Source organism: Moorena sp. SIO4A1 (assembly GCF_010672065.1).
Lineage (GTDB): Bacteria > Cyanobacteriota > Cyanobacteriia > Cyanobacteriales > Coleofasciculaceae > Moorena.
In genome coordinates, this window is sequence record NZ_JAAHHX010000008.1 from 147,615 (window position 1) to 166,503 (window position 18,889).

Genomic DNA, 18,889 nt, shown 5'->3' on the forward strand with positions numbered 1-18,889 from the left:
GCGACCGGGACGTCCACCAAAGGGGTTGCAAATTTCAATGCTTCTGGGGGACATCGTAACGAGCGCCTTTCGGCGTAAAACCAACACCTATGGGTTAATCTCGCAAAAACCTTCAAAGAACCCTTGATGTCTACTGGTTAGTACACAACTGTGTACGAGTTCATTTTACCACAAAGATTGTGCCTGCGGTGAAGTTAGGCATTTTGGAGGTGGGCATATCTTGGTCGCAGTTATTCACAATTCGATATGCTCTGTAAACAACTAATGTCAAAACTTTTCGCTTCTCACTCGGCGGAACCAGTGCCGACTTTCGGCAATCTTTACATTTTTTGTCCTGTACTTAGGTTGATTTAAATGGGAATGGTCAGATTGAACTCAGTGAATGGTTAGAATGCCTCGATAAGCGTTTGGATTATGATTTTTCTGAAGCCTTTATCAAGCTCATTGATGGCAATGAAGATGGCAAAATTGTGATAGATGAACTTAGACTATTTTATCAAGCTTACCAAATCGATACAACTCATATAGAGGAAGCTTTTGAAACTCTCGAGCTCAATCTTGATAGTTCTATTTATAAAGATGAGTTCAAACAAATCTTCGAACAATTTTTGTATAGTGAGGATGTGCAAGCACCTGGAAATTGGTTTTTAGGTGTTAGTTTAGCGAAGCAGCTCTGAAGTTTTGGGTAGTTTGTTACATTAGTCATTGGTCATTAATTATGGCTATTTAGTTTGAAAATTCCCACTCATGGTGAACCCTAGGGCGATCCGAACGTGCGATCGCACCATAAGAACCTGCCGCAAAGTTGAGACTTCACCGGACTGGAACCCCAATTTTCGGCAAACTACGAGCAATAATCACTAAGTGATCCCCAGACAGTAGTGTTTGATCTTTGGGGGGATTAATTAGGGTTTCCCGATCTCCATTGCTATTGCGCTCTATGGCGATCAAAGTTGTATCAAACTCCTCTTTCAACCGCTGAGCAGCTTCCCAGAACGAAATGTCAACCCACCTCTGTGGTAAAACAATTTTGTAGAATTGGTTTCCCACTTGCACAGTTAGCAACTCTGACAGCACGTCCACAGCCCCTAGGTTCCGAGCTGAGGTAGCAATTAAGTGACTGGCTAGTTCATCAACAACAACGACATCTTCAACGCCAGCTACTCGCAGTTGGACATTGTTTTTCCGGTCAAGGAGTTGAGCACAAGTGTAGATTCCGGGTTGGAGTTTTTCAATGGTCAAGGCCGCTAGGACTGTCCGTGCATCCCGGTCTTGGTCACTTCGAGGATGGGTAGAATCAGCCAGGAGGATTGCCCGTGAGGCATGATAGATCCCCACACTTTCGAGGACATCAATAGTCGTGTAATCACCAATATAGAAATATATTTGGGAACGGTTAACTCCCTTGAGTTCCGACTCTGGTGTGTCGGTAAACTCTGCCACAACCACCATTGGATAGTGCTTGAGCTCAGAGTCTGCCTGGAGTTCCTCAATTAGTAGGTGACCACCTCGGTTCCAGCCGCAGATAACAATGTGATTGCGCAGTTCATCTAGTTCCAAGTATTTCACCTCCATGACTGTTCTAAGTCGTTGCACCATCACGGCTGACACTACACCGGTGAAGACGGCAAACATGGTTAACCCCCCAATTACTACCATGAGGGTAATCAGACGTCCAGCATCAGTCTGGGGTTGACCACCAATAGGTTCTCCTGAGATTAGGGTAAAAAAACTCCACCATAAAGAGTCTCTTAGGGAAGCAAATGACTCATTCTGTCCTCCCTCCAGTAGATAAATCCCTAAAGCACCGACTAATGTAATTAAGCCGATAATCAGAAAAACTCCAATCTGAGCACTAATACTGGCAGCGAGTGAGGAAGAGATGCGGTTGAGGTTACGGTTTACCAAAATTCCGACTCTGAGCAGCCTTAACATCCGTAACACTCGCAATAAGCGGAATGCCCGTAACAAAGGCAGCACAGCAATAATATCCAGCCAGTAGTGACGCAAGAACCGACGTTTGTTTCTTGCCACTAGGTAGCGGATCGTTAGTTCTATGATAAATATACCCGTGAGTAGCTCTTCGCTTACATAGACCACTCCATGAATGAAACTTGCACCCTCCAGACTTGCTTCAAAAACCACTAGAACTACCGAAAGTAGAATTAGCAGAATGAGGGTGAATTCAGTTTGGGGAGCGTGAATGAACTGGTCAAGACGGGATTTGAGGGTTGATGACAAGTTAAAGTATTCTATATTAAATGGAATTTATTCCATTTAATATTAAGAATTTTTAATGTCCAATTTCCACAGGTTTTATCCTAGCCGGTTGTAGTACCCTCGAAAACTCTTAAGAGTCAGTATCAATTAACTCAATCTTCCTACCAGCGGGGGGATTAAACCTAGGCGGCTCTAGCTGAGTCGGTGGTTTTACGATACCCGACGGTGAGGTAACTTCCGGTGGTGGAACCACAATTGGGAAGGAGCGGGCTGGTGGTGATGGTGGTTTTACCACTGATGGTGGAGAGGGAACTGGTTTCGGGATCACCACTTGTGGGGTAGATGGAACCGGAACCGGTCTTGGTCGTCTTACGGGTACAGGAGGTGGAGGAGGTGGGGCTAAAATCTTCCGCCATGATTGCATTTGCCGTTGCGCTTCCTGGTAAGGGCGAGTACCAGACGGAACGATGTTTGCGATCGCAATTGCTTCAGAGAGGTTATAGGCAGAACGACTTCTGGCTATGGATAGGATTTTGTAACTCCAGCGATTGACTACTGTTCTCGCTTCGCTACGGGATTTGGTTGAGGTTGGCACTTGCCTAGCTACTCGAATCGCTTTTCTTAGGGCTTGTGGAGTTCCAGCCTCAGCAATTTGGTAAGCTTCCCGTAAACGCTGCTGACCCTCAAGTTCTAACTTCCAGCTTCTGACTTTGCTTTGGGCTTCATTGTACAGAGCCCGACCTGCCTTAATTTGTTCGGCAGTTGCCACGGCAGCATATAGATCACCCCGGATTGCCAGAGTGCGTGCTTGGTCTAAATAAGGTTGGTCTTCTTGCTGCTGGATACTTCTAGACCACTGATTAATTTTAGTTTGAGCTTCCTGGTAAAGACTACGACCTCGGGAAATTTTACGGGCTTCTTGAACAGCAGCTTGCAAAGAATCGATGCTCCCATAACTAGCCAGTTGTGTTGCCCGCTCCAGGAATGGTCTGTCTTCGATCAGCTGAATTTGACGAGTCCAATCTCGAATTTCGTCCCGTGCTTCCTGATAGCGGGGATTACCACGAGGGATCTGTTCCACTTCAGCCACTGCCAGTCTTAAGTCACTGGCTAAACCCGAGGTAGCATAGGTTCGGGCTCGCTCTAGTCGCGCCACATCTTCTACTTCTCGTTGCCAACGGCTAATTAATTGCTGCCCTTTCTTATATAGGGGACGTTCTGATCCGAGCTTTTGGGCAGATGCGATCGCTTCTTCTAAATCCCAGGTTGTACCGGACTCAGCACGAGATAGGGCATGAGCTAGGTCAATTAAATCCGATTTGAGTTCAGGTACTTTAATGGTTTCCGGAAGTTTATAGGCAATGTCAAGAACTTCGGACCATTTACCTTGCTCTAGCTTGTTCTGAGCAATCTCCACCAGCTTGTTGCCAGAGTCTTTTATTAAATCCTGAGCTTCTTTGTAGGCATAACTTTGCTCTGTGATTTCCTTAGCTTTTTCAATAGCTTTCAGAATCTTCTCTATATTGCCACTTCTACTCAGCTCATAAGCCTTATCCAGCTTAGCCGAGTCTTCCCGTCCCATTTTAATCTTATCCGTTAGCTGGTTATACTTAGCCGTAGCCCAGTAGTCATTGTCCACATAGGTCAATCGTACTGCTTCGCGAAATGCTAAGTTCCAGTTTGATAACCTCAACTGTTTTTCTGCTTGCTCATAAACTCCCTCTGCCCTTGACCAGATTTTCTGCCAACGTTTTACCCGTTTTTGTACTATCGCCCCAGCTACAGATTTTGAAGGAATACGTTTAGCAATCTTAAGAGCTTCATTGAACTGACCAGCTTGAAACTTAGCTTCCCCAATCTCCAGGATTGCCTGTGACCACTCTTCTATATATTGGTTAACTTGTGGGCGTAACGGGTGATCTTCGGGCAGGGCATCGACTAATGCGATCGCTTTTAGCAACTGGGGGACAGTTTCCTGATTTGCTGCCACCTGAGCACAAGATAGGCGCATCGATGCTGAAGCCGTTGGCCAAAACACAGCACGGCAGTTTGGTACAGCTGGCAACCTCAACAACATCATTGCTGAAGCAAATCCAGCACTACCGAAAAGCAACACAACTAAAGCTGACCAAAACTGCCAACTGTGAGGCAAGAGGTTTTTTACTCCAGTAGTTTTTCCTGAGCGAGCTTGTCTCGGGGGAGTTTGTGATTTGTTTAATCCAGAGTTAGCTACTGGTTGACCAACCCCAAATTTTTCAGATTGCTGGGGGGGCTGTGTCGATGGGTTTCCTAGGTCAGGATAGTTTACGCTCGGTTGAGTAACCGGTTCGCTATGGTTAGGTTGCCATCCATTAAACTTACCTGAACTTGAACCATTTGACGTTGGCCAACGGTCTGGAAATTCTCTATTTCTGGTCATAATTCACTTCCACACTCCCTACACCGGAAGACAGCAGGTTGTTTACAGCAACCTCAGTTGTTGAGATTTTACCCACCTTACACATATAGAGTCTACACCCTATCTTATAGTAGTGTTCTTATAATTCTGGTTGAGTTTATATGCTGATCCATATTTCTTGCAATCCTTTACAAGTCAGGATTCTCATCTTCCAGTTACAGTAGGAAGTACAGTAGCTACTCAATTTACAATTCTTTTATCAATTGAGAAAGTTGATCGGGATTGGCATGATAGACCTCTGAGCAAAAATGACAAGTTGCCTCAGCGCCACCGTCTTTTTCAATCATATCCTGAAGTTCCTCTTTTCCGAGCATTTTCAGAGCCCCCAACATCCGGTCAAAGGAGCAACCACAGTTAAAATGGAGCATCTGGGTTTCTGGAAAAATCACTAGCTCCATATCCCCCAGCAACTGTTCAAAAATCTCTGGTAAGGTCTGGTTAGCTTGCAGTAGCGGTGTAAAACCTGATAGTTTAGTAATGCGAGATTCCAAGGTTTGAACTAATGCCTCATCCGTTGCTGCCTTAGGCATAACTTGGATTAAAATCCCCCCAGCTGCAGTTACCCCTTGAGCACCTACAAATACACCAACTACCAGCGCTGACGGGGTTTGTTCCGAATTTAGCAGATAGTTAGCGATGTCATCACCTATTTCACCAGAAACCAACTCTACTGTACTGGAATAGGGATAGCCATAACCCACATCCCGAACCACGTATAGGAAACCATCCCTACCAACAGCACCACCCACATCTAATTTTCCCTGCTTATTCGGTGGCAGTTCCACCTCTGGGTTGTCTACATAACCCCGAACTTTACCATCTAATCCTGCATCTACCAGAATTCCACCCAGTGGACCATTGCCGTTGATCCGAATATTGACCCTCGACTCGGCTCGCTTCATACTAGAAGCGAGCAGAAGACCTGCAGACATGGTACGACCTAGGGCAGCCGTTGCCACATAGGATAGTTGGTGACGTTGTCTAGCTTCTTCCGTCAGGCGTGTAGTAATCACACCAACTGCGCGAATACCCCCTGAAGCTGCTGTGGCGCGAATTAACTGGTCAGCCATAGAAAACTCTTACACTTCTTAATATAATTAATGTTTATTTTACAAATTATCGAGAAAGTATCGAGCCCCTTGCTTGCCCTATCCCTTTAGCCTAGGGATGAAAACAACAGACGGGATTTATCCCATCTGTTCATTCACACTAATCACAAATATTTCCTACGAATAAGGACGATCTAACCAAAATGCTAGGAATCTTTCAAAAAAGTCATCTGAGGATTGAAGTCGAAGCACCACACACTGTTATCCGGGACAGTCTGCTCTATACGGAGCAACTGCACCAGTGGTTGTGGCCGGAGAATTTATCTTCCGAGTTACCCGAACAGCTAGATTTAGGATTGACCTTTACTTCTTCCATCGGGCCAGTAGCAGTACAACACAACGTTGAGCTTGTTCAGTCGAACTGTTTAAGACTGCTCTTGAGTCAGGGAATTGATGGTTATCATGAATGGTATTGGGGAGATGGTTGGGTACAATCTCGCCTCGAAGGGGTGTCTTTGTTACCATTGAATTGGGGTCAAACCTTAAGTTTGCTGAGGCTACGTCAGTTTGTAGAGCAGCATAGAGCCTCTGACTCCTAACGTAAAAATTGATCTAAAGCCGCCTTCAACTCCTCAATTTCTACCTCAATGTTGCCCTGCTCAGCGGCTCGACCGATACACTCGCTTAAATGTTCATCCAGGATAATTCGTGCCACTTTATCCAAAGCCCCTCGAACTGCAGCAATCTGTACCAAAACATCAGGACAGGGGCGACTTTCTTGCACCATAGTCTTAATCCCTCGAATATGCCCCTCGATTCGAGACAGGCGATTGATAATTCGCCTCAGAGATTCTTCATCATGGACGTGACCATGAGTATGTTGACTATGGTTGTGATTCAGCTCTTGAGTCAGGGCATATTCCCTATCTTTCGAGATCATAGCGGTTTTATTAGTTTTATTAGTCCAAGGTTAACCAACTTCCTGGGTATATCATTATTGATAATTCTTAGCCTAACTTGTTCGGGTCTCTTGGGCTGATCACCCCTTGAGGTCAAGCTCTCTCAATCTTCTGGAACTAGCCCAGGTAGTACCAACGTCATAGGAATAACTCTTAAAAGAGCGATTAGATGCTTGTAGCAACTAATCTACAATCCTAAAAATCTGCCTCGAAACCCACTCCTGGCTGTGGGTGGGAGGAATCTCAGGGAAGCTAGACTTGAGTTAGGGGTTAATGCTAAGGGTCAGCAACAACTGACTAGTAACCACTAGCCGCCAAGTAAATCCCATGCTTAAAGGTGGTGGGATTGGCTTAGCAATAATATTCCCCAAAATTAACCAGAAGAATACGATAATACTATGTCATCAACTAAATTTTCGATTTGGCTTCGCTCAATTAGTAACTATCTCTTGGCTATCTTACTTGGAGTCTTATTGACAGTTGGCGTTTATCGTGTATCTCCCTCCAAGGCTGCTCCTGTACCCAGCACAGACTCAGTAACTCCCCCACTGATCGCCCAACAACTGCTGAATCCACAGCAAACTACTAATAGCAGTTTTGTAACAGCAGCGGTGAATCGGGTGGGAGCAGCAGTGGTGCGTATTGACACCGAACGGACAGTGTCCAGGCGTGTGGATCCCTTTTTTGATGACCCCTTTTTCCGGCGCTTTTTCGGTGATGACTTTTCAACCCAAATTCCCCAAGAAAGACGTTTACAAGGTCAAGGCTCTGGCTTTATTATTGACAATAGTGGTATCCTACTGACCAATGCCCATGTTGTGGAAGATGCAGATAAAGTAACCGTTACCCTCAAGGATGGGCGCAAGTTTAATGGTAAAGTCAAGGGTGTGGATGAATTCACCGACTTAGCTGTTGTCAAAATTGACGGTACTTCCTTACCGATTGCCTCTCTAGGGGATTCGAGCCAAGTTCAGGTTGGAGATTGGGCTATTGCTGTTGGTAACCCCCTAGGGCTAGATAATACAGTGACTTTGGGAATTGTCAGCACCATAGGACGCTCCAGTGCTCAGGCAGGTATTCCTGACAAGCGACTAGACTTTATTCAAACCGATGCAGCTATTAATCCTGGAAACTCTGGTGGTCCGTTGTTGAATGCGACAGGGGAAGTAATTGGCATCAACACTGCTATTCGGGCTAATGCCATGGGAATTGGTTTTGCTATTCCCATCAACAAAGTCAAAGAGATTTCCAACAAACTAGCCCAAGGACAAAAAGTTGTCCATCCATATATCGGCGTTCGGATGACAACCCTAACCCCGGAACTAGCACAAGAGAACAACAATGACCCCAATTCTGTTTTCCTATTACCAGAAATCAATGGTGTCTTGGTAGTTCAAGTAATGCCGGATACACCAGCCGCTGATGCTGGTATGCGTCGTGGGGATATAATTGTTCAAATTGATGGAACACCTGTTACTAATGCTACACAACTACAGCGCCTTGTTGAAAATAGTGGAGTAAATAAGGTACTAGAGATAAAAGTAAGGCGCGGTAAGCAGACTACTAGCGTGTTTGTTCGCACCGATGCACTAAAAAATCCTACTTAGCTTGAGTTCGACATAACCAACTTTATCCAGGAGTCAGGAGCTTCGAGTCAGGAGTCAGAATAAATGATTTCCCAGTTAATTGGCAATTAATCAGAGTTTGATCAGCAATAAAATTCTGTATTATCCCCACACCTCCCAGACCTGGGATCACCTCCCACGCTCCCTGCGCCCGGGGCCGAGACTCCCCACGCCCGGGCCCTATCTCCCTACCTGGATCTATAGTCCTACTTTGAAGAATTGGTATTACTTCAGTTGGGGAAGAGTTCAAGGTTTCTGAGCAGATACAACTATGGCTGACATAGGCAGAAGCAGTCGATTATTTTGCCTATAGCTTGCAGTGTCCTGGTGAATTGCTGCCCGTATATTGTCAAGGGATTTACTAGTTTGAGCGCGCAGTATCCCACCTGTTCTGGCGGTGCCTTTATAAAAAGCATCAAAAAGTTCATCGGCACTGCTAAGTTCCCAGAGTAGAGGAATTTCCTGCACAGAAGGATTCTTAAATCCTAAATGTTGCAAACACTTGAAGCAATAATCCTGTTCACTAAACAGAAAAAATGGCGGCCCTTCTGGAAGAGTAATATCTGTATTTTTATAGGTCTCAATCGCCTTATTCATAATCTTCAACGCTATCGATTTTTCTGGCTTACTCCACACAGTAAACCCAAACCTGGCCTGGCTAGCAATTACCCGAAATGCTTCACCCAATGCTTTTTCTGGTTCAGCCAAATGCAAAATTCCAAAGTTCATTACGGCTGCTTGATATTGAGATTCGGGAAAGGGTAACGATTCCGCTTCACCCTGAAAAAATTCGATCGCGTAGCGTGACCGTAGGTCAATCTGGGGATTGAGTTGCTTGGCTTTGGCAACCATAGCGTCTGATAAATCTACCCCCGTTACCTTACATCCTCGCTTCTGGGCCTGGGCAGCCACATAGCCAGGACCAGTGGCAATATCAAGTAATTCCATATCCCTTCCCGCATTTACACTATCAAGCAGAGACTCGATAGTTTGGCTAGTTAGAGACGAAAAAGAGGAATGATATTGGTCTACTGACTGTTGCCATCCACAATATTCAAATTGTCTAAATTCCTTGGGATTATTGGTGGGTACTGTCATGTTGCGGTAATCTTTTTAGTAAGTCTAATGTCAATCCTAGTACTAAGGCTTGCTAGACATTGCCCACCCTATTGTTAGACAATCAGGCATTCCTGGGTAATCAAATCAGCTGCGCGGGTATCATCCGTGAAGTGAGCAACCCCTCTCTTGATTCTATCAGGGCTGTATCTCCAACTGACGATGAGAGTGCTATCGTGACCAGGCTCAAGGGTTTCTGGCACGTTTATGGAAATCCCGTCGGGAAAATCAAATATTAATCGACCGTCTTTCGGCCAATGGGCAGGGTAATCTGGCAGGGGAATTTCATCAAATGTGCCTGATCGTAATACCAGGGTATCTATGGCCTTAATGCTCGGATAATCCCGATTACTTACCTCTGGTCTCTGATTAGACCAGGGAAATGGGACAACGTCAAGTTTCACTTCGCGAAACAAGGAAATCCCGGAGAGTACACATCGATTCTCTGACTCCTTGGAGCGATCGGGGAAATAGCCAATTACCACGCTGATACGACGGTTCCCTTGGAACAGGTAAATTTCGGTGAAGTTGGCCTGGTCTTTCCTAAGAGGTCTGCTCATTACACCAGAGGATTTAGATGAAAACATCGTGGTTGAACTCAGATCGATGGGGTGAGAGATACCTGGACCGCATTTCTCAATAATCCACGTATTTTCTTGGACTTCCGAGGGGTCGTCTTGGTTAATAAAACATAGATAATGCTCAAGTTGAGATGCATCTGCCAGAGGAGTAAATCTTCTTGTGGAATCAAGGACTTTATCAAGAATTCCGTTACCCTTATATCGAGAAAGAATTCCTTTCCAGGTGAATCCATGATCCTCAATAAAGCGATACCATTGTCGGAATAATTTTTCGTCTGACTGGTCAGTTGACTGGTTGTCCTGAATCTGATTATGATCATTCATGGTTCTTTACTTCCTCTAGTCCGACTTAACCTACTCTAAGTTAACAAAGAAAGCGATTGGCCGTAGGCCACGCTACGCGACCTTTGGTCACGCGGGGCGCGTTCGCTATACTCGCGCCTACAGGATGGGATAGCGATCGCTATCACCTAGTCAAATAACTGATGCGATCGCATTTAGCGTGACCTTTCGGGAAAAACCCGACGCTGCGCGAACGGTCAATTCCGTAGGGGCTCAATGCTTAGCATCGCATTTTTTATCAACCCCTTTCTTTCTATGCTCTATAGGCACTTTTTTTGGCAATTATCAAAATTAATATCATCAAATTAAGGGTAATTCCAGCTATTTTTTCTACCAATTATTAGCGTTCACACTTCCCATCTCCCCATCTCCCCATCTCCCCATCTCCCCATCTCCCCATCTCCCCACACCCCCCACACTCTCTACACTCCCCATCCCCCAAGACCCAAGACTTGATTAGTTTTCCGCAATTCTCAGCTCATCAATGTTCCATAACGGTCCCCCTAAGCCAGAAAATTTGATATTCTCGATGCGATCGCGTACTGCCTGAAAGTCTAGTGAATTGACCAGGAAAAACACGGGCAACTCCTCGGCAACGATTTCCTGGAATTGATCATAAATGGCTTTGCGTTTGCTCTGATCAAGTTCTTTTATCCCAGCATTGAACAGACGGTCAATCTCTTGCTCCCAGTCAGACACTTCCCATCCTTCTAGTGGTGGTTGTCCGGGTTGAGGACCTTGATTAAATTGATGAAACGAGCCTCCACTATACCAGAAAACAAATACACTGTGAGGCTCACTCACTCCTGCTCCAAAGGCACCCACATAACACTCCCAATCTCGAGTCGATAGGAGCTTTCTGAGCACAAGGTTAAAGCTGAGTACCTGCAAATCTGCTTCTATCCCAATTTGGCTCAAGTCTTGTTTAATCTGAACTGCTGCGTCTACTCGGGATTTATCGTCTGATTTCACCAGCAAAGTGAATTGTACCCGGTTGCCATCCCAATCCAGCAGCTGATTTTGGGAGTTATACCTGAAACCAGCCTCTAATAGTAATTGTTTTGCTTTCTGGGGTTGATAGTTGTAGACTTTTAACCCATCTTCTGGGGACAGGTAATAGGGACTTTGGACAGCAATGGGAGAATGTTGTACTTCACCCAGTCCCCGATAAATATTAGTTTTCATTCTTTCCCGGTCAATAGCATAGGCTACCGCTTGTCGAAAGGCCAAGGTATTGAACCAACGAGACTTGATTGGGTCTACGAAAGGTTTTCCCTGAGCATTGCGAGCTTTGTTGAGATTAAAACCGACAAACCTAATGCTAGGCATCGGTCCGCCATTGTAAATGGTGTATTTCCCCCGCTTTTCCTCTCGTTTGAGTAACCCAAACGCCTCGGGATTCACTCTGAGGCTATCCAACTCCCCAGAGCGAAATCTGAGTAACTGGTTATCAGAGGATGGGATAACTTGTAAGACAATCCGTTGAATGTAGGGTTGGGGATTTCCCTGAGCATCAGCACGCCAGTAATAAGGGTTGCGTTGTAGGATGACTCGCTCAGCAGGGGTATACTTTTGTAGTCGATACGGACCATTGCTAACAATGTCTTGGGGATTGGTGTTAGTGCCCCAAGTTGAAAGAAACTGGGGATTGCCATTACCATCAGTGGCTTGCACAGACTCTCGTAACGCATGAGCCGGTAGAATGGCTAGGGTTCCTGCGGATCTCACAAATGGCGCAAAGGGTTGTGGTAAGGTAAACTCAACTCGCTGCTGATCTAGTTTGCGCACCGATGGGTACTTACCAGTACTACCAATCTTGAGGAAATCTCGGGAAACTGTGGGAATCTTGGGATTCAGGTAAAGCTGCTGATAGGTAAAGATCACATCATCCACCGTCAGGGGTTCCCCATCAGACCACTTTAGCCCATCCCGCAGGGTGAAGGTGATCTGCTGTCGGTCTGAGGAAATGTCCCAAGATTCAGCTAGTGCTGGTTCCAACTCCCCTGTCATGCCATTCTCACTCAACAATCCTTCGTAGATGTAACCAAATACACCAAAGGGAGAGGTATTAACAATAGTGTTAAAGGTAGCTGGGTCACTAGGAGTAGCTAACACTAGTTGAGAGACCTGAGCTGCTTGAGTCTTAAACTGGTTCGGATGGCAACCTGTAAGGGTCAATAGACAAGATAGCACCAGCGCAACTGCTTGAAGAGGGAGGAGTGTGGGGAGTGTGGGGAGTGTGGGGAGTGTGGGGAGTGTGGGGAGTGTGGGGAGTGTGGGGAGTGTGGGGAGAGGGGGGAGTGTGGGGAGGGAAGAAGTAGTTTTGGATAAGAGGATATCTTCAAATATATTTTTGATCATTGTCTTGATGCAGTCGCGAATGGTAAAAGTATCGGGATTAAAATTTATGTAGCAAGCGGATCTGGGAAAAAATCCTGTGTACCTCTTTAGGTTAGAAACCGCTATAGATTTAGATTAACTAGAAAGGTTGATGCAGGTAATCAAAAAGTATCCCGATAATGACCAACAAAGCCTATTAGAGACAGCAGAGTCTTACCTAAGGGAATCCGTTGCTCCCTTGGCTAATGAGATTGATAGTGCTCCTGAGGTGTTACGAGAGGCTCTCAAGGGGATGAGCGTTCGCACTTTGCTAGGGCTACGGATTCCCAAATCCTGGGGAGGTGTCGAAGTCAGTAGCACCACCTTTCCATACTTTCAGCAACTGGTAGCACGGTATTCCGGTGCTTTGGCATTCTTGCAAATGCAACACCAGAGTGCTGGAGCAATGATCGCCTTCTCTGAGAATGAATCGTTGAAGCAGCAGTATCTTCCCAAATTAGCCAAGGGTCAAGTGCTAGTTGGTATCGGCTTTTCCCAAGTGCGACGAACAGGTAACCCACCGGTGAAAGCTATTCCGGTAGATGGTGGATATCAGATCAGCGGAAAAGTGCCTTGGGTTACTGGGTTTAGCTTGTTTCAAGAGTTTGTCATTGGTGCAGTATTGCCTGATGGTCGAGAAGTTTACGGTACGGTGCCATTGACTCCAACTTCCCAAGATGCAGGTGGTACTATTACCTTTAGCAAACCCATGGCATTGGCGGCGATGCAATCCACCAATACGGTTAGTGCTACCCTTACGGATTGGTTCTTACCCGAAGAAGGTGTGGTCTCGATTGCTAAAGCAGGTGCAATTCACGGAAATGACCAGAAAAAAGTTTTGTCTGCTGGTTTTTTGGCCCTAGGATGTGCCCAAGCTGGACTCGACATTGTAGAAGCGGCTGCCAAAACCAAGCAACTGGATTTTCTATTCAATGCTTTTGAATCCCTCAATGGGGAATTGATTCGCTGCCAGACAGCTATGATCCAAGCAGTAAAAGCCGATTCCCAGACCTTTGAACAACGACTACAACTGAGGACTTGGGCAATTAACTTAGCAGGACGATGTGCTCAAGCAGCGGTGACTGTGTCTAGTGGTGCTGCTAACTACAAACACCATGCTGCCCAGCGAGTCTATCGCGAAGCTTTGGTATTCACTGTCTCTGGTCAAACCACCGCTGTCATGGAGGGAACTCTGGCTCGGTTGATATAGCGCTACGCTTAGCGTCAGAATTTAGAATTTAGAATTTAGAATTTAGAATTTAGAATTTAGAATTTAGAATTTAGAATTTAGAATTTAGAATTTAGAATTTAGAATTTAGAATTTAGAATTTAGAATTTAGAATTTAGAATTGGAAATTGGGAATCAGGAATCGGGAAAACTGATCTGACTCCCGATCCCCCCATCTCCGCATCTCCCCATCTCCCTATCTCCCCATCTCCCTACTCTCTACTCCCTGCGCTATATGAGCTCCTCAGGGGTTCATTAGCTTAAGCAAAATAGTCTGCCATTTTTGTACTAATGCTTGATCACTAGTCTGAATTTCCTGAATTACCCACTGCTCCATCCCTAAGGAAGCAAAGGAATATCTACCGTTACCTAACTGCTCCTGATCTTGATCAATAATGACGCCTTGTTCTACTAGGTTTGTTAACTCTCGTTGATGTTGGCTAAAGATTACGTCAATTTTAGTTAAGTCAATGTCACTTAAGTCAATAGTAATCTTTTGCTCAAGACCACCTTTTAACTTCGACCAAGCCATCAGTATCAACAGCCCTTGCTCGACATCGCTGCACCGTTGCCAAATATTTTGGAAAATATGTCTAGTTTGACTTTCAAACTCCTTGATAAAAGTTTCAGTATCGGGTAACTTCCCAGTTCTTAATGCTCTAAATAGCAAAGAACCAGCAATTTGTAGCAGCGCCGGATGTCCACCAGCCCTGTCTTTAATGACATTCCGTAATGCTGGTGTGATGGGAATACTTGCCATCAATTGCTCCACTTCAGTTTCCGTTAATGGCTTCAGGGACCGAAACAGATAGTGATTGTACCACGGGGATTTATCTGGGGTTAGACTCGGCCCAAGTTCATTGAGACGGCGGAGTGAGGTGACAATCATTGATAAATATCTCCTCTCCCGAGAGTGATAGGCAATACTACGACACTCACTTAGAAAGGCTTCCATGTCAGCTTGAGTATAGTGTGGGTTTTCCCGCAAAGCCGCATCATAGTCATCCACTAGCAACACCAAGAACTTGTTGTGTTTCCCAAGCTTGCGCAATACTTGGGGCATAGCCCTGGCAGTTGCTTTTCCGTGGTCGAGCAATGTCTCAATTTCAGTCTGAAGGTCTGGCTCACTATCCAATTTATAGATCAGCTCAGTTAGGACTTCTTGCCAAAACCCGGAAGCTGTAAACGGTTGGATACTTTCGCAACTGAGTAACACCATCACTGCCTGTGATGGGTCTTGTCCATACTCTTTCCAAACGTCTGGGGAAGCTAGGAGTTCCAGGAAAGAGGTCTTACCCATGCCTGGACCACCCCAAATCGCTAAGTTACTGCGGTTCGAGATTTGATTAAAACCAGCCAGAATTTCTGATTGTCGTCCCACAAAACGGTCTGGGGGAACTGGTGCGCCTACAACGAAAGGATTGTTTAATTGGTTATAGAATTGATAAGCTTGTTGATTTTCTGGCTCTATCCTTAGCACTTGGTCAAATTGCCGCCTGGCTAGGATAACTTCCCCTACTTCCATGAGGTGTTGTCCATAACCTAAATGCGATCGCACTAATCCATCCTGATTCCGGACTGGATCAACTAGGTATGCTTGCTGATAGTATTCTACTGCTTTATCAAATACGTCACCTTCCAAATATATCCTTGCGATCTCGAATAAAGCACGAAAGTGATTGGGATTGGCTTTCAAAATCTGTTCATAGGGTTTTACTTTCTGCCATACATCCCCCTGATCAGTTTGTTCAATTGCTTGTTGATAACTAGCCTTAGCCTCTGGATCGAGGTCTTCCAATTCAAATATCTCTCGCCGCAATGGGTAACGTTGGATTAACCAGCGGCGGACTAATTCTATTTTTACCTTGTAGGATTTTTCTTTATAGGATGAAACTTGATCAGTTATGTCTACAACCCCCAAGAAACCTGATTCAACTAGTTTTTCCCTAGCTTGAGTCAAAGACTCGGTGATGGTAACGCCATACTCTTCCAGTAAACTCAACGGGTCTTGCACAACCTGAGTATAATTTCTTTCAGCTTTTTTTTGAGCCTCTGCTACTGCCGAAAATATCACTCGTTCCGGAATCGGTAATCCATCCCGAAACCAGGTTAATCCTCCCTCACCAATTTCAATGGCATCATCAACAATTCTAGTCACATCATCACGAGTTACCTGCCACTTTTGTTCAGTTCTAGCTTGAGCAAACAGTGCATGACATAGGACCTGAGTGAAATAGGGATGACCTGATGTTAATGCTAAGATAGCATCGATTGCCTCTGAGTCATAGGTCAAAGACCCCTGAGCTGGTTCAGTAGACTTCGCGGCAGTTGTCGGGAACAGGGAACAGGGAACAGGGAACAGTGGAGAAGAATTGACGCAAACACTATCAGAAAAATACTTTTGCAAGAGGTCTAGTAATTAACTTTGTGGCACTTCGTTCACTGAGCAAGCCAACTTTTTGGCTAGGAGCACCTTTAATTGAACTACCCCACCTGTCGCAGGGATGGGGATTCCCAGGCACAACCTATACGGCTGTTATATCCATGGGCGTGACTTTCCTTCGCACCGAAGGTAGCTGGGTGGGGTTAATTCCCAGTTTCTTAAGACCCCGCATTTTGATGTTTACTGCACCATTTATGTCAGCGTCATCGTGGTACCCACACTCAGTGCAAACAAATTTTTCTCCTTTTCGATTGTCTGCGCTAGTGTGGTGACACTTTGGACATCGCTGAGATGTATGTTTGGGGTTAATCTTGATGACTGGAATGCCTGACTTTGCAGCCACGACTTCAACCTTTTTGACTAATTCACCCCAGGCAGCGTCGGAAATTACACGATTAAGACCTTTCTTGGCTGATTGTCCATTACGGTCGTAACCACCCAAATCCTTGGGCTTGGGTTTACAGCGAGACTTCATCCCTTTGATGTTCAAGTCCTCAAACACCAGAGCATCTGCTCCATTACTTAGATTTTTTGCTGTTTCCCAATGGTATGCAGAACGTTTATTGGTAACCCGTTCGTGCAACGAGGCTACTTTGGAAAAGGCTTTTTTGCGATTGTTTGAACCCTTCTTCTTTCGACTCGCAGCTCGTTGTCTTAGTCTTAAACGTCTGGTTTGGCGTTTGGACTTCTTACTATTGGCTGGGTTTTGAACTATCTCTCCATCAGAAATACTAAGGAGTTTTCTGATTCCTAGATCGCATCCTTTAACACGATCAGGTCTAATCTCGTGTTTAGTTTTTACTGGTGGAACTGGTACCGATTTATCCTCGATCTGAATGCTAACAAACCATCCCCGTGATTGACGACGAACGGTTACAGATTTCATGGTAAAACCATCCGGGATGGGACGGGAATTATGGAATCGCATCCACCCTATTCCTGGTAAATAGATTCGATTACCATCTAGTTTTACCTGGCCTGGAGCATACTTGAGGCTCCGGAAACGAGATCGCCTTTTAGGTCTTGGATATTTGGCTTCTCCCTTGAAAAACTTTGAAAAGGCTACATCCAACTGTCTTAACATTTGCTGTAGAACAGTCGAATTGATCGCTTTGTACCAAGGTCGTTGTTTTTTGAGGGAGGGGAGACTTGAACTTTGAACCTCGTAAGCACTCCGGCGAGGATTCTTTTGACTCTTTTTCCAGGGATAACCTATCGAGCTTGACTTGTTTACCGAACAGGACAATGGGCACGCCTCTCCATGAGTCTTCAAATCGCAGTAATTACCAAGTTTTGGTGATTTAACCTGCTCGTAGGACTCATTTCTATCTCTTAACAAGTAGTTGTACTGAGCCAATAGCATATCTAGCCATCGGTTCATTGTAGCTTCTTGCTGAGAGCTTGGGATTAGTTTATAGACGTAACCCAATTGCATAGTATCGACCTTTTTTTTCGGTGCTATCTTGATTATATATTACCGAAATTGATCTGACAAGAGAATGGTAAGACAAAAACCAATAAAAGTAGGACGCCCCTGTCTTCACGGCTCACCCAAAACAACACACACTATTAAGGCGACAAACACAGCTTGGAACGGATTAAAGAGATTGGCAGCTAAATCAGGTTTAAGCCTGTCAGAGTATTTAGAGTCGCTGGGAAAAACTGGGACACTACCTAGTTAATGGATTGTGGCTTACGCCACTTGAGAGGGTGAATTCATCCCCGTCCTCTTAGGTCGGGGTATTCTTCGCCCTCTCAAACTCTCCCACTCCGATAATCATCCGCTAGCAATACTAGGAATTTATTGTGTGCTCCCAGCTTACCCAAGACTTTTCGAAAATTTTCAGCAGTGCTTTTTCCGTCTTGCAGGAATCCATCAATATCTGCTTGCAGCCCAGGATTGCTGTCCAGTTTAGTTTTAATCAAGCTCAAGACTTTTCCCCAGAAGCCAGACCCAGTGAAGGGATGGATACTGAGGCAATTTAACAACACAATCACTGCTTGCGATGGGTCGGTCTGATGTATTCGCCAGATTTCCGGCCAAGTGAGTAATTCCAGAAAGGAAGACTTTCCAATGCCCGGACCTCCCCACACTGATAGGTTACTGCGATGGGATATTTGATCGAAAGCGGTTTCAATCAAAGCAGTTCGTCCAACAAAACGCTCTGGGGGGACTGGCTTCCCGACAATGAAGGGATTGCTTGGCATTGGAACTAAGTTAGTAATTCAATCAGTAATTATTTCAGAAGTGTTGAACAGGGAATCGGGAATAGGGGGAATAGTATGGGTAGAGTCTGGGCAGGGGGAGGAGTGTAGGAAGAAGGGGGAGAGGAGGGCGGGGGCTCGGGCAGATTAATTAAGTTGTTTTCGATTAAATCAGTATCTTTAAGTAGATTTTTGCTCATTTTTCTCGTAGTTCCTACTCTGATGACAACAACGATTTTGGGAAACGTTTATGACTGGATTTAACTCTTGTGGCACTATTTTCA

The 18,889-nt window shown here is 45.2% G+C and carries 16 protein-coding genes and 1 pseudogene; 6 read left to right on the plus strand and 11 right to left on the minus strand.

Annotated features, from left to right (window positions below):
- Positions 1-344: 344 nt before the first annotated feature.
- Positions 345-395, plus strand: a pseudogene (locus F6K53_RS45735) (hypothetical protein); the annotation flags it as partial.
- 12 nt (positions 396-407) lie between these two features.
- Positions 408-677, plus strand: coding sequence for a hypothetical protein (locus F6K53_RS08885; RefSeq protein ID WP_293064784.1), 270 nt, complete (start codon positions 408-410; stop codon positions 675-677).
- Between the two features lie 136 nt (positions 678-813).
- On the opposite strand, the gene F6K53_RS08890 is transcribed toward F6K53_RS08885, so the two are convergent.
- From F6K53_RS08890 to hslO, 3 genes are all read right to left on the minus strand, one after another.
- On the minus strand, positions 814-2,241 hold the full coding sequence (locus tag F6K53_RS08890) for an ion transporter (protein WP_293029474.1): 1,428 nt from the start codon (positions 2,239-2,241) through the stop codon (positions 814-816).
- Positions 2,242-2,350: 109 nt separating this feature from the next.
- Positions 2,351-4,639: a chromosome segregation ATPase gene (locus F6K53_RS08895; RefSeq protein ID WP_293064787.1), complete on the minus strand. Its 2,289-nt coding sequence runs from the start codon at positions 4,637-4,639 to the stop codon at positions 2,351-2,353.
- 224 nt (positions 4,640-4,863) lie between these two features.
- Complete coding sequence (hslO, locus tag F6K53_RS08900) at positions 4,864-5,748, minus strand: Hsp33 family molecular chaperone HslO (RefSeq protein WP_293064790.1); 885 nt, start codon at positions 5,746-5,748, stop codon at positions 4,864-4,866.
- A gap of 182 nt (positions 5,749-5,930) precedes the next feature.
- Here hslO and F6K53_RS08905 point away from each other — a divergent pair, with 182 nt between their 5' ends.
- On the plus strand, positions 5,931-6,326 hold the full coding sequence (locus tag F6K53_RS08905; RefSeq protein ID WP_293029485.1) for a hypothetical protein: 396 nt from the start codon (positions 5,931-5,933) through the stop codon (positions 6,324-6,326).
- On the opposite strand, the gene F6K53_RS08910 is transcribed toward F6K53_RS08905, so the two are convergent.
- The gene (locus F6K53_RS08910) at positions 6,323-6,667 is read right to left on the minus strand and encodes a metal-sensing transcriptional repressor (RefSeq protein WP_293029489.1); all 345 of its coding nucleotides are present in this window, start codon (positions 6,665-6,667) and stop codon (positions 6,323-6,325) included. The two genes, F6K53_RS08905 and F6K53_RS08910, sit on opposite strands and share 4 nt — an antisense overlap.
- Positions 6,668-7,084: 417 nt before the next feature.
- On the opposite strand from F6K53_RS08910, the gene F6K53_RS08915 reads away from it, so the two are divergent.
- On the plus strand, positions 7,085-8,293 hold the full coding sequence (locus F6K53_RS08915; RefSeq protein WP_293080382.1) for an HhoA/HhoB/HtrA family serine endopeptidase: 1,209 nt from the start codon (positions 7,085-7,087) through the stop codon (positions 8,291-8,293).
- Between the two features lie 264 nt (positions 8,294-8,557).
- Here F6K53_RS08915 and F6K53_RS08920 read toward each other — a convergent pair whose 3' ends face one another.
- The 3 genes from F6K53_RS08920 to F6K53_RS08930 form a co-directional block, all read right to left on the minus strand.
- Positions 8,558-9,409 carry a class I SAM-dependent methyltransferase gene (locus F6K53_RS08920; RefSeq protein ID WP_293036158.1) on the minus strand — a complete coding sequence of 284 codons (852 nt, stop codon included), beginning with the start codon at positions 9,407-9,409 and terminating at the stop codon, positions 8,558-8,560.
- 74 nt (positions 9,410-9,483) lie between these two features.
- Positions 9,484-10,332 carry a DUF3598 family protein gene (locus tag F6K53_RS08925; protein WP_293028742.1) on the minus strand — a complete coding sequence of 283 codons (849 nt, stop codon included), beginning with the start codon at positions 10,330-10,332 and terminating at the stop codon, positions 9,484-9,486.
- Between the two features lie 474 nt (positions 10,333-10,806).
- A complete protein-coding gene (locus F6K53_RS08930) occupies positions 10,807-12,528 on the minus strand; it encodes an ABC transporter substrate-binding protein (RefSeq protein WP_293080384.1) in 1,722 nt (573 codons plus the stop codon).
- A gap of 43 nt (positions 12,529-12,571) precedes the next feature.
- Here F6K53_RS08930 and F6K53_RS08935 point away from each other — a divergent pair, with 43 nt between their 5' ends.
- Both F6K53_RS08935 and F6K53_RS08940 read left to right on the plus strand, forming a co-directional pair.
- Positions 12,572-12,763, plus strand: a complete 192-nt coding sequence (locus F6K53_RS08935) for a hypothetical protein (RefSeq protein WP_293071788.1) — start codon at positions 12,572-12,574, stop codon at positions 12,761-12,763.
- Positions 12,764-12,841: 78 nt separating this feature from the next.
- On the plus strand, positions 12,842-13,939 hold the full coding sequence (locus tag F6K53_RS08940; protein WP_293036150.1) for an acyl-CoA dehydrogenase family protein: 1,098 nt from the start codon (positions 12,842-12,844) through the stop codon (positions 13,937-13,939).
- 262 nt (positions 13,940-14,201) lie between these two features.
- On the opposite strand, the gene F6K53_RS08945 is transcribed toward F6K53_RS08940, so the two are convergent.
- The 4 genes from F6K53_RS08945 to F6K53_RS08960 all read right to left on the minus strand — a co-directional run bounded on the left by F6K53_RS08945 (position 14,202) and on the right by F6K53_RS08960 (position 18,805).
- Positions 14,202-16,364 (minus strand): hypothetical protein, encoded by a 2,163-nt coding sequence (locus F6K53_RS08945; RefSeq protein WP_293071789.1) that lies wholly within the window; start codon positions 16,362-16,364, stop codon positions 14,202-14,204.
- 118 nt (positions 16,365-16,482) lie between these two features.
- Positions 16,483-17,781 (minus strand): transposase, encoded by a 1,299-nt coding sequence (locus F6K53_RS08950; RefSeq protein ID WP_293080386.1) that lies wholly within the window; start codon positions 17,779-17,781, stop codon positions 16,483-16,485.
- Between the two features lie 374 nt (positions 17,782-18,155).
- Entirely contained in the window at positions 18,156-18,608 is a 453-nt protein-coding gene (locus F6K53_RS08955; protein WP_293080388.1) for a hypothetical protein, read from the minus strand.
- 29 nt (positions 18,609-18,637) lie between these two features.
- On the minus strand, positions 18,638-18,805 hold the full coding sequence (locus F6K53_RS08960; RefSeq protein WP_293024514.1) for a hypothetical protein: 168 nt from the start codon (positions 18,803-18,805) through the stop codon (positions 18,638-18,640).
- Positions 18,806-18,889: the final 84 nt, after the last annotated feature.